The organism is Patescibacteria group bacterium, assembly GCA_028711655.1.
Taxonomy (GTDB): domain Bacteria; phylum Patescibacteriota; class Patescibacteriia; order Patescibacteriales; family JAQTRU01; genus JAQTRU01.
On the sequence record JAQTRU010000009.1, the window covers coordinates 16,013 to 28,697 of the forward strand.

General features: G+C 44.5%; 8 protein-coding genes. 4 read left to right on the forward strand and 4 right to left on the reverse strand.

Annotated elements, in window-relative coordinates:
* Window positions 1-194 precede the first annotated feature (194 nt).
* The 3 genes from argS to PHQ42_01930 are packed head-to-tail and all read right to left on the reverse strand — an operon-like array spanning window position 195 to window position 3,886.
* The gene (argS, locus tag PHQ42_01920; protein ID MDD5071472.1) at window positions 195-1,922 is read right to left on the reverse strand and encodes an arginine--tRNA ligase; all 1,728 of its coding nucleotides are present in this window, start codon (window positions 1,920-1,922) and stop codon (window positions 195-197) included.
* An 18-nt stretch (window positions 1,923-1,940) separates the two neighbouring features.
* Window positions 1,941-3,182, reverse strand: a complete 1,242-nt coding sequence (tyrS, locus tag PHQ42_01925) for a tyrosine--tRNA ligase (GenBank protein ID MDD5071473.1) — start codon at window positions 3,180-3,182, stop codon at window positions 1,941-1,943.
* A gap of 11 nt (window positions 3,183-3,193) precedes the next feature.
* Entirely contained in the window at window positions 3,194-3,886 is a 693-nt protein-coding gene (locus PHQ42_01930; GenBank protein ID MDD5071474.1) for a DUF389 domain-containing protein, read from the reverse strand.
* Window positions 3,887-4,238: 352 nt separating this feature from the next.
* Here PHQ42_01930 and PHQ42_01935 point away from each other — a divergent pair, with 352 nt between their 5' ends.
* The 4 genes from PHQ42_01935 to PHQ42_01950 all read left to right on the forward strand — a co-directional run bounded on the left by PHQ42_01935 (window position 4,239) and on the right by PHQ42_01950 (window position 8,645).
* Window positions 4,239-5,813 (forward strand): alpha-isopropylmalate synthase regulatory domain-containing protein, encoded by a 1,575-nt coding sequence (locus PHQ42_01935; GenBank protein MDD5071475.1) that lies wholly within the window; start codon window positions 4,239-4,241, stop codon window positions 5,811-5,813.
* 328 nt (window positions 5,814-6,141) lie between these two features.
* Complete coding sequence (locus PHQ42_01940; protein ID MDD5071476.1) at window positions 6,142-7,659, forward strand: 2-isopropylmalate synthase; 1,518 nt, start codon at window positions 6,142-6,144, stop codon at window positions 7,657-7,659.
* A 541-nt stretch (window positions 7,660-8,200) separates the two neighbouring features.
* Window positions 8,201-8,389, forward strand: coding sequence for a hypothetical protein (locus PHQ42_01945; GenBank protein ID MDD5071477.1), 189 nt, complete (start codon window positions 8,201-8,203; stop codon window positions 8,387-8,389).
* Between the two features lie 25 nt (window positions 8,390-8,414).
* Entirely contained in the window at window positions 8,415-8,645 is a 231-nt protein-coding gene (locus tag PHQ42_01950; protein MDD5071478.1) for a hypothetical protein, read from the forward strand.
* A 211-nt stretch (window positions 8,646-8,856) separates the two neighbouring features.
* Here the strand turns inward: PHQ42_01950 and purL are convergent, their stop codons facing one another.
* Window positions 8,857-12,678, reverse strand: a complete 3,822-nt coding sequence (gene purL / locus PHQ42_01955) for a phosphoribosylformylglycinamidine synthase (GenBank protein ID MDD5071479.1) — start codon at window positions 12,676-12,678, stop codon at window positions 8,857-8,859.
* Window positions 12,679-12,685: the final 7 nt, after the last annotated feature.

The following is a 12,685-nucleotide window of genomic DNA, read 5'->3' on the forward strand; positions in this document are numbered from 1 at the left end:
GATAACTCTCCGGATAAAAATCACTTCCGCGATTATTTTTTATACTACTAAAAATTATAGCATAAAATTCCGGGCATATCATTGAAAATAATTTGTATATTTGTGTTAGATTTGTCCCGCTCCTTATTATTTATTGTTAGCGTGATCCCGCCTGCCCCGCTCCTGCGGCGGCTATGGCGGTGATAATTTGTAATCTACATTTCTTCCAAGGCTTCCGCGCCCAATAATTCCAAACCGTTTCTCAATACTTGGCTAATAGCCAAAAGCATCGCCAGTCTGGCTTCGCGAACATCAGCATCCGCTTTCAAAACCGGCACGCTATGGTAATAATCATTAAGGTCCTGCGCGAGCTCAAATAAGTATTTGGCAACTTCCGCCGGGTCATAATTCTCCCCGGCCTTTCTCACCGCCTCCGGATACTTCGCCATTTTTAAAATCAAATTACTTTCCTTTTCTTCAACTAAATTTTCAGATTTAAAGTTTTGCGTTATGCGTTTTACGTTATGCGTTTTACGAAAAATGCTCTGTATCCGCGCGTACGTATACTGCAAATAAGCAGCGGTATAGCCCTCAAACCGCAGGGCTTTGGCAATATCAAAAACAATAACGCTGCCGGCGCTAACTTTTATCATTTCAAATTTCATGGCGCCCAAAGTTATTTTTCCCGCCACTTCTTTTACCTTTTCCTGCGGCCAATCTTTATGCCTTTTCCTAGTTTCTTCTATGGACTTAGCCAGCATTTCCTCTTTTAAACTCCGGTAAGTGATAACTTTTCCAGTCCGGGAAGACATCATGCCGGAAGGCAGTTTCACAACTTCATAATCCAAATGGATTATTTCTTTTTTAAATCCCATCTTGCCGAGCAAAGAAACCAGCTGCTTAAAATACAAACCTTGCCGAAAATCCACAACATAAATTGACTTGTCTAAACCATATTTTTTAAATTTAGCCACGGCCAAAGGCAGATCCGCCACCGAATAGAGGGCTGTTCCGTCCGAGCGCAAAAATAGAAGCGCGCCTAATTTTTCCAAATCAGCTATCACCGCTCCTTCGCTTTTTTTCAAAATCCCTTTGGCTAAAAGTTCCTCAACCATTTTTTTCCCCTTGTCTATAAACTGGCTTTCATAAAAAATTTCCTTAAACTCTACCCCCAATTCTTTATAAATTTTGTCAAAATATTTTATGCTCCAATCTCTGGTCTTCTGCCAAAGCTCATATTCTTCTCCCTGCCGGCTTTCCAGCTTTTTCATAAAAAAGCCAATCATGGTCTTGGCGGTTTTGTCTTTTTCTTCCCGTTGGCAGGCGTCAACATACATCTCTCCCAAAAGATAGCCTCTTTCTTCCACCGGCATCTTGGCTATTTTCTCCCCTAACTTTTTTTCTTTTACAAAGTTTTCATAATTCCATAAAGTCTTGGCCACATGAATGCCGAAATCATTAATATAGGAAACCGGAATAACCTTATAGCCGTTAACTTCTAAAATGCTCTTGACCGCTTCCCCATAAGAGATATTGCGCAGATGCCCGACATGGTACTCCTTGTGAGTATTGGCGTTGGAATATTCAATCATCACCTTTTCGCCCCTGCCCGATTTGTTCTCCCCGTACTTTTCTTTCTTTTTTATTATTTCTTTTAAAGCTTCCTCGGCCAAATATTCCTTATTAATTGTAAAATTCAGATACGGACCAATGGCTTTCAGATTAACAATTATATCGTCAGCTGAAATTTTTCCTATTAAAAAATCGGCTGATTCGGCCGGAGATTTTCGCGTCGCTTTTACCAAAGCAAAACAAGGCAGGCTCAAATTCCCCATTGCCGGCTCCGGCGGATAAACCAAGGAAGACGCCCGGATAATTTCTTCTCCCAACGCCTTATTAATTTTTCCCGCGATATGCTCTTTTATTTTTTCCAGCGTATACATAGAAAAAATTTTCAATTTTTAATTTCCAATTACTCTGACAAACTGCCTTTTCCCTCTTTGAACTAAAACTCCATCTTTTTTTATCTCAATCTTTTTATTAATATCTTTTACAACCTCCCCTTCAACTTTAATTCCGCCCTGTTCAATCAAGCGCCGCGCCTCGCTTTTGCTGCTCGCTAATTCCACCTCCACCAATAAATCAACAATATTAGAACTTTTGACTTTCCCGTCCCGCCCTGGCGGCGATAACTTCTTACTTCTAACTTCGTCCGGCGCTTCTTTTTTCTGTATTGTCTTAATAAAATACTCCTGCGCTTCCTGCGCTTTTTTCTCCCCCCAATTTATCTTAGTTATCTCATAAGCTAATTTCATTTTAAAATCTCTCGGGTTAGCTTTCCCGCCAGCCAGTTCTTTTTTTATTTTTTCCGCCTCATCCATCGGAATTTTTGTGCAAAGCTCAAAGCCCGGGATAATCACTCCGTCCGGCCAAGACATAATTTTTCCGTACATATCTTTTGGATTTTCGTCTAAGTTAACAATGTTGCCTTCGGTTTTTCCCATTTTCTTTCCGGTCGGGTCAACCAATAATTCCGTGGTTAAAACGAATTTTTCTTTTCCTTTCATCGCTTTCATCAAGTCCCGTCCGCAAAGCATGTTAAACATCTGGTCGTTCCCCCCGATTTCCAAATCTACATCCATGACTACGCTGTCATAAGCTTGCGCCACCGGATAGAGAAATTCATGAAGATAAATCGGCTTTTCCTGTTTTATTCTTTCTTGGAACATGTCGCGGGCGAACATCTGTTGCGCCGTAAAATTTGAAGTCACTTCAATCAAATCTTTGAAATTTAACTTATCGTGCCATTTGCTGTTATACATTATCTTGGCCGGATTAGAGCCGGAAAAATTTAAATAAGCGCTCGCTTGCTTTTTATAATTTTTGGCATTAGCTAAAACTTCTTTTCTGGTCATTTTTTTCCGGGCCGCCGACTTATCGGTCGGGTCGCCGATCATGCCGGTAAAATCCCCGATTAAAAAAATAACTTCGTGCCCTAAGGCCTGAAACTGGGCTAATTTATTTAATTGAATGGCGTTGCCGATATGGAGGGATGAGGCGCTCGGGTCAAAACCGCAATAGAGCTTTATTCTTTTGCCGGATAACAAAACCTTCTCTAAAGAATTTCTATCAGGATAAATATTTTCCACTCCCCGCTCCAAAACCTCTTTAATTTTGTTTTTATCAATTATAACTTTTGTCATAATGGTTAAAATTATTTTTTGCCGTTTTCTTTTTTTATCTCTTTTTCTTCTTCCTTTATCTCTTCCACCAGTTTCTCCTTGGCTTTATAAAAATCCATCAAGGAAAAAACTATCAAACTGGCGACGATAATTCCAAAAATGTTTAAAAGTAAATTTTTAAAGACATCGCTAAAAATCAGCCATTCTCTGTCGGCCACGGCTAAGCCAACCGCCGTCAAGGGCGGAATCAAGGTTACGGTAATGGCCACGCCCGGCAAAGTGGCGTTTAAACTCGGCTTAACCCAGGTGTAGCTGGCCGCCAAACCGGCCACCAAAGCCACAAAGAAAGCAAACAAAGAAGGAACCAATATTTTTATCAAACCCACTTCCCCTATCTTGGCGGAACTAAAAATCCCCAAGACAAAAGCGACTAAAAAAGCCAAAACAAAAGACACGGTAAGAACTCGGGCCGAACGTTTCATCATTTTAATGTCATTCGTGACAATCCCCAGGGAGACGGCTAAAATAGGAGAAAGCAGGGGGGTAACCAGCATGCCGCCGATTACCAAGATAACGTTATTGGCCAAAAGTCCCAAGGCCACGATTAAGGTAGAAAGGATAACCAAAAAATAAAAATCAACCCGGGGAGAGGAAGAATCTATAATATCCGAACAAAATTTATGGCGGTCTCCCTGGCTTACTTTAAAGATATTGATGGGAGTCATAATTCTTTTTTTTATTTAATAAATTCCTGCTTTAATTTTATCCTATCGGCCTTATTTTGGCAAATAATTCAACAGGCCAATTTGACAAATCAAAAGCAATCGTATAAAATAAGAATAATCATATGAGTTTGATTCAAAGCATAATAATTATTATCGCCATTATCGGGATTATCATTATTGGTAATCGCTCTTATTATGCTTTGAAGGCAAAATTAAAATAAATAAAATTTAAAATAAAAACCTTTAAAAAATCACCTTCAAAGCAAGGCGATTTTTTGTTTAGATTTTTTTCTAGTTCTTTGAAAAATGTTCCTTAAAAGATAAAGACAACAACTAGCAACGGAGGCGAAAGATGAAAAGAAATCTGGTGGTTTTTGACACGACCTTCCGGGACGGCGAGCAAGGGATAGGGGTAAAAATAACCGACATCAAGGATGTTCTAAGGGCCATTGCCGCCATTTCCGAATTGGGCGCAAGCTACCTGGAATTGGGTTTCGCAGATTCCAACAACGGGACTAAATTGCTTATTGAGCAAGCGTTAAAATTGGATTTAAGGGCAAAAATTGCCGTTTTCGGCCGGACTTGCCCGGATGACGTGGAAAACATCATAAAGCTCGGGGTTCCGGTCGGCGTCTTGGTTGGCAAAACCCGTCTTCGAGATGTAAAAAAATCTCTACTAGAAGAAGACCGGGAAATCTATCTCCAGGCTGTCAAGGATTCTATAAAAAGACTGCTTGAAGCCGGGCAGGAAGCGATTTTTGACGCCGAACACGCTTTTGACGCCTGGCTGAATGATGACGGGGATTATGCCCGCAAAATTCTCCTGGCCGCTTTAGAGGCCGGGGCAAGCTGGGTGGTCCTCTGCGATACCAATGGCGGAATAAATTTCTGCCAGGCGAAACGGGTGATTGCCGAAGTGGCGGAAATTATTCCTCTTGGCCGGCTTGGCGTCCATTTTCACAATGACCGAGGCAGGGCTTCGGCTCTGTCCGAACTGGCCTGGGAACTCGGCGTCAGCCATATCCAGGGGACTGTCGGCACCATTGGTGAAAGAACCGGGAACGCGGCCATAACCACGTTTCTACCCAACCTTGTCCGGGAAAATCAAGGGGTGGATAACTTTCCTCTTGATTCCCTGCAAAACCTTTGCTCTGTTTATCTTTTGGCCTGCCGCGCCTTGAACATCAAACCAAACCCATTTGAACCCTGGGTAGGAAAATACGCTTTTGCCACTAAGGCCGGCATGCATACCGACGGACAGGCTAAAGATCCGGGAAGTTATTTCCACGCCTCTCCGGAGTTTGCCGGCAACAAAGAAAGAACCGAGATGGCAAAAGGCTCCGGCGCTTCCACCTTGGTCCAAACGGCAAAAGAGCTTGGCCTGGTTATCGCCAAAAAAGCGGCAAAAGAAATTATGGCTGATTTCAACCGGCTCTGCGACGAAGGCAAAGATTTGGGACAAGCCCGAGCGTCTCTTTATCTATGGCTGCTGGAAAAATTGGAAAAACTCCCGCCCCTTCCCGAATTTCAGAGAATGCGAGTCTGGGATGAAAAAATAGGCTTGCGGCCAATCCAAAGCGAAGCCAGCCTGAAAATAGTTATAGGCGGCAAAGAGCTGTTGGATAATGCCGAGGGTGAAGGCGGAGTGGACGCTTTGAACCAAGCCCTGCGAAAAGCCCTTCTTCCTGATTTTCCTTTCCTGGAAGGAATAAAACTTATTGATTTCCTGCCGGAAATCTTTCGCCTTGAACTCGGTACGGCCGCCAAAGTAAGAGTAACCGCCGTCTTTGCTGACAGCAAAGAAAGCTGGACCGTGATGGGAGTTAATGCTAATTTTCTGGAAGCGGCCTGGGAAGCCCTTTGGGACGCTTACTGCTACCGAATTGCAAAAGAGGAAAAAAACAATGAACTACAAACCCCTGCTTAATTTTTAAGCAGGGGTTGCTTTTTTTTCCAGCTATGTTATACTGATAATAAGTATTTGCGGCATTCGCATTATTCTGACAAGTTCTTAAAAATCACCAAAGCATTCGCATTAATGGTTCGCAAAAAGGTTAAAAAATATAAAAACGTATTGAACAAATATGAAACAAGTTATCCAAAAAAATTTATTGCTGGGTTTGTTGCTCTTACTCCCCCTTAGGGTGGCTTGTTTTTATGTTGATAAAGAATAAATAAAATTATTTTATAGATATGGAAAAGCCACCCAAACAGGGTGGTTTTTTGATTTTAATGTTCTTTAAAAAGGAGAAAAAATGTCTAGCGAAATTAAGATTTTCGACACGACGCTGAGAGACGGAGAGCAATCACCCGGCGCTAGTATGAATACGGCTGAAAAGATTGGAATTGCAATACAGCTGGAAAAATTGGGAGTAGACACGATTGAAGCCGGTTTCCCAATCCTTTCCGATGGTGAGTTTGAAGCCGTTTCGACAATATCAAAGACATTGAAAAGAGCCGAGGTTGCGGCTCTTTCCCGAACGAAGATGGAGGATATTGATCGAGCCTGGCAGGCGGTTAAACATGCTGTTAATCCCAAAATTCACATTTTCATAGCAACTTCCGATATTCATCTGGAAGAAAAATTGTTCATGACCAGAGAAAAAATGCTGACCGAAGCGATAAAAGCGGTTAGCTACGCCAGAACGCTTACGGACAATGTGGAATTTTCGGCGGAAGATGGCTCTCGATCTGACCGTGACTTTTTGTGCCGAGTGTTTGAAGCCGTGATCAACGCCGGCGCAAACGTCGTTAATCTTCCGGATACCGTCGGATACGCAATACCCAAAGAATTTGGCGAACTTGTTGCTTATGTGAAAAGGAACACATCAAACATGGACAAAGCTATTTTGAGCGTCCATTGCCATAATGACCTGGGTCTTGCTACGGCCAATACTTTAGCCGCCATAGAAGCTGGCGCCAGACAAGTCGAAGTAACTATCAACGGTATTGGCGAACGAGCTGGAAATACTTCCCTGGAAGAGGTGATTATGACCTTACGCACCAGATCGAACAGTCTTCCTTTCAAAACTGGAGTCCAAACCAAATTGATTCATCAGACCAGCCGGATGGTCAGTATTATAACCGGTATGGTAGTCCAGCCAAACAAAGCCATAGTCGGTGCCAACGCCTTCGCGCACGAAGCCGGCATCCATCAAGATGGCGTTCTCAAAAATCCCATGACCTATGAGATTATGAATCCATCCGATATCGGCCTAAGCGCGAGCAATCTCATTTTGGGAAGACATTCGGGAAAACATGCGCTCCGTGAACGTCTCTCGCAAATGGGATACGCCCTCAATGACCAAGAGTTAAGGTTGGTTTTCAAGAAGTTTAAGGAACTGGCAGACAGAAAAAAATATGTGGTTGATGAAGATCTCGAAATCCTTGTTGCGGAGGGGCAATCCAGAACTACCGACATTTTTATTCTGGATTGTCTGCATGTCGCCTGCGGAACAAAAACTCCTCCTATGGCAAGCATCAAACTTGCAATAAACGGCCAACCAGTGCATGGTGATGGTCATGGAAATGGCCCCATTGACGCTGTCTTTGACGCAATCGCAAAATTGACAGAAACGTCATTGGAACTTCTGGAGTTTAACATTTCCGCGCTATCAAGCGGCGCCGATTCCCAAGGGAGGGTTACTGTTCGCGTGCAAGAAGACGGACTCATGGCTATCGGTCAAGGAAATGATCCGGATATTGTCGTCGCCAGTGCGAAAGCTTATCTTAACGGACTAAATCGTCTAGAATATCTCAAGCAACAGAGATAAAAACAACGACAATGAAAAGAAGACTGAAGTACCAATCTGGTTAAATAACAAACCAGTAAAATCCATCAATGTTGCGGAACTTTAAAAAGGAGAGATAAAAAAACAAAGGCGATTTGCTAAAAACAAATCGCCTTTTTATTTTATATTGAAAGCCGTCCCGCCTTCGCGAAGGGCGGGATGGAAAATTATGCGGTATTAACTTGCATAATTTTCCTTTAATATTAGCTAAATTTTATAATATAAGTTTATAAATATCCACATTTTGTTTGACTTTACTAATATTTATGATATAATTATCCACAGAGAGTAAATTCTAATATTTTTATGATTAAGGCATTACAAAAAACTTATTTCTGGTTTGGTTTTTTCTTTTATGGCTCCACGAGGAGATCGGTTTTTTGTGATGCTTTAACTATTTTGTAAGTTAAGTTCATCACTGGGAAAACAAAAACTGGCTCCTCGCAAGGGGAGCCAGTTTTTATATCGTAAATTTAAAAAATCCCGCGTTCTTTTTTTAAACAAACAGCCAAGGGAGGGTAAAATGGCTAGTTGCGAAAAAACCACGGCTAATTTTGCTGGCGACGACCAGATGCAGGCCGCGTCATCAACAACGGAAAAATCCGGTTTTGACCCGGAGGAGGATTTTGGCAAAAACCAGCCCCATATTAACCCGACGGGTTTCAAATACTGCGGAGATGTCGGTCTGGCTACTGAAGTCTGGCCAAGATAAAAATACCCAAAGAGGAAATAGAAAAATGCACGAGCAATCAATCGGAGAACTTGCCTCAATCGCCATCAATTCGGCTGACGGAGGAAATATGGATCTTCTCGGAAAAGCCCTGGACGGTTTGCGGAAAAAATCACCTTCAAGGGAATTGTTCCGGGCGATTTGTTCAATCATGGTTATCTTCGGGAAAAAAAATATCAACGGTTCCTTCATGAAAACCGCGGAACAAATTTTTAACGATTGCGCAACGGAGGGATAAATGGGCGGCTGGCCGACTCTTGATGACGACTGGTGGTAGCTTACGGGCTCGGTTAAATGCGATAGCAACAACATCGCATTTAATCGAGCCTCTTTTATTAAATTCGCATGTGCCACATTCGCAGTTGTGGCTTTTTCGCGAAGTAAAAAATAACATAAAATAAATCCCGCTAGTCCTCCAACTAACGGGATTGTTTTATTTCGAAAAAAGATCAACTTTGTTCGCAAAACTCTCTAGCGTTCTGGAACATCTTGAGCCAGGGCGAAGCTGAAAGATTCCTCCATTTCCATGGCTGCCAAGGCCAAAGATTGTTTAAGGGCAAACGTTCGGGATGCGGCATCATCGCCAGAAATCTGCCATTTTCCGAGGAAAGCCCAGCCACGCCAAACGGCGACCCATTGGGATTGAAAGGACGATCCTCATCGCCTTTGGCTATCTCACCTTGGTCATTAACATAACGGATCGGCGCTAGACCTTCTGAAAAAATCCTGGCCAATATTGCCTGGTCCGGACAATAAAAACGACCTTGACCATGGGAGACAATAACCCCGAGAATTGCCCCTTCCATCCCCTGAAGGAAAATGGAGTTGCTGCGATCCGCAATCCCAATGGTTACAAGCCGATGTTCAAACCGCTCCGAAGCATTGCGAATGAACCGCGGCAGTTTTTCCGTGGGGATGCCTGGCCAAGGAAGAATGCCAAGAAGCTCCGCGGCCTGGCAACCATTGCAAGGGAAAAATCCAAAAGTGTCTGGCCGGCTAATAAAGGCAGCTAATTCATCAGCAGCCCGTGTATTGAACTTAAACACTCCCGCTAATCCCTTGCCAGCATCCAAGGTATCCCGGAAAGCGAAACCGCCGGGAATAATTATTCCTTGAACACTATGAAGCGTTGCTTCGCCAGAAATCAACTCGGTCATATGAATATCTTGAGGGTTAAAACCGGCCAAGTGGCAGGTTTCCGCGGCATCACGGTCGCCGTTAATTCCGGCTTCCAGTAAAATAGCCACTTTGGGCTTGGTTTTTTTAATCATCACTGACCGAGGCGTTGGCTTAGGTTTAAAAGGCAGAAGATACTTTGGCCCAGAACGCTTGAAAGTATTCTCCCATTCAGCGGCGACAGCTGGCGGCGTAGCTTGAAATTCATCCAGCCGGAAAGATGTTTCCCGCCAAATCCTCCTTAGAAAAGTCATGGGATCGGAAAGAACAATCTCGCCGTTGCAGCGAACCTCAATTTTGTCGTCGGTGACTGTATCGCCGATCACATGGCAATGTCTGGAAACTCCATAGAACCGAAGAATTGCCCGAATAACCGGATAATACAGAGGAGAAAATTCAAAAACTAAACCAAGCTCTTCATTGAAAAGAAGTTTGTCTTGGTCATTTCCTCCTAACCGGCTGCCTACAAAATTGAGTTTTAAGCCGCAGTTTCCGGCAAAAGCCATTTCCGAAAAACAACCAATTAGCCCGCCGTCGCTGCGGTCGTGAAGAGAAAGAATTAACCCAAGACGGTTAAGCCTCTGCATAGCTTTGAATACCTGAAGGAAAAATTCCGGATATTCAAAGTCAGGCGATTCATTACCAATCTGCTCATAAACACGCAAGAGGGCTGAACCGCCCAAACGTTGGGCGCCTTTGGCTAAATCAATAAACATCAATTTGGTTTTACCCGGCATTTTGATATCCGGCGTAATCACCCGATTAATGTCAACGCATGGCCCAAAAGCTACCATTTGCACCGTACCCGGAGCCAGAATCGGATGAACGGTGGTTCCGTCCGCTTCCATTTCCTTCAAAGTCATGGAAAGCGAATCCTTTCCTACGCCGATCCGCGTCAACAGGTCTATACAACAAGCTGTGCCCGCCGCCACTCCTTCATGCAATCTGGCATTTTCCCCGGGTTGCCCGAAAGGCCACTGCCACGTAGCGGAAAAATTAAAATCAGTGATGCTTCTTATTGGCGCCCCGATGGCGTTCGTAAAAGCCTCACCAATACTCATCCTGATCCCGGCGGCGTTATTGACCAAACCTTTTATCGGCTGCTCGCCCAGAGAAATTATCTGGCCGGTTCTGCCAAAGGGACCATCTGACATAACCGCGCAATCAGCCAAAGGCAACTGCAAAGGACCGACTTCCTGCTGGCGACTCGAACGATTGCCAACCGTCCGATCAGCTTTGCGGGTCAAAAATTCCTTTGAACCGACGTCGACCAGACGAAAAACTCGCTCCAGATGATCAAGCACCGAAACTTTAGGCACTCGCGGCGGCTCCAAACGCCTCGGAACAGTTTTACAGACGATTGAGTGTTGGGGTAAATCGGCTAAAAGCCAATCCATGCTCAAATCAATCGGCGTCTTTCGCTCAAACGGAGCGTCCGGCTCGGCTTGACCGTCGGTCAAGACAAAACGGCTATCTCCGGTCACTTCGCCAATAACGGCCATGCGACAACGGTAGCGCTCGCAAATTCTTTTGAAGAGGGACAACTGTTCTTCCCAAATCAGATAGGCCATTCTTTCCTGCGACTCATTGCACCAAAAGACCCAGACGGGCATTGTTTTGTCGCCGCAAGGAATTTGGCGAAGTTCAACTCTGCCTCCGGCCGGGAAAACTAATTCCGGAATAGCCACGCAATCGCCGCCCGCGCCCAAATCAGTCAAAGTTACGATCGGGTTATCATCGCCAAGTTCTGAACAAGCGCGAACCACGCAAAAATTGCTCCTTTCGGTGAAAGCGTCATCCCGCTGGACTGAATTAAAGTCCAATCGAAGACCTTGTCCGCCAGCGTCTTTGCTTGAACCGGACCCGCCGCCAACCCCGATTGGAAATGATAAACCGCCAGTCTGGACAACTAACATCCCCTTTTCCGGCTCACCCTTCCTGATATGGCGCTCATCAATGTAACCGAAACTGCCCGCAATCATCGCAGTTTTACGGTAGCCATAGTGCGTATCGCCAACCTTCTGTTCAAACGACCTGGTTGTTCCGACAACCACCGGGTTGCCGAAACAATTGGCATTATCCGAAGCGCCATTTGAAGCCTGAACCAAAATCTGTAACGGGGTAGCAAAGCGCGGAGAATATCCGACGTATTCTCTCTCCCAAGGTAATGAATAACCCGGAATAAAGAGATTGCCAACATAGTAACCAGCCAAATGGCCGGTTGATACACCGCCTCGGCCAGTGCCGAAAACATCGCGCCGCACAGCCACGCCAGTAGCCGCTCCCGCATAAGGAGAAACCGTTGTCGGGTGATTATGCGTTTCAACTTTCAGAACCATCCCTCGGCGAATCGTCACAACCTTGAAGTTGGAAGCAACATCGGGATGTGAAGGCATTAAAACTTTTATTTTTCTCGGCTCCAAGACAGCCGCATTATCCCTGAAAGCGACAGCGATATTCCCCGGATTGACGCTAACCGTTTCCCGAATCATTTCCATCAAGGTTCTCGGTTTAGCAATTCCGTCAATCTCCCAGTTTCCGTTGAAAATATGATGGCGGCAATGTTCGGAATTGAGCTGGCCGAACATAAAAAGTTCCACGTCGGTCGGATCACGTTTTAATTCATTGCTGAAGTGGACGCAAATATACTCCTCCATCTCCGGCGTAAAACCCAATCCATAATCATCTGCGAATTGCCTTAAAGCCAATACTCCTTTCTCCAGAATCGGGATAGTTTGTACCGATTCCGGAATAATCCCCGATTCAAAGGTGGAGAGAGGCGATTTATAAACCTGCTCGGTCATCCGGTCATGAAGCAGCCCAAAGATTTGTTCTGTCTGTTCATCAGAAAGAGTCATACCCTCTCCCAGAACCAGCCAATAACGTCGAGCAACTTCTATCCTCCCGACCTCAGTCAGATTGCTCGCCCCAAAAATCGTTCCAGCGCTGGTTGACCAAGGCGTTACTAGACCAAGTCTTGGACCAACTTCAATAATCCTGCCGCCAGATCCAAAAAACGAGCTAGCCCCAAACTGATCTGGCTCAAAAGTTTCAGCAAGAAACCAGTTTAAACTTCCGCCCTCACTTTCACTCAAAGGACCC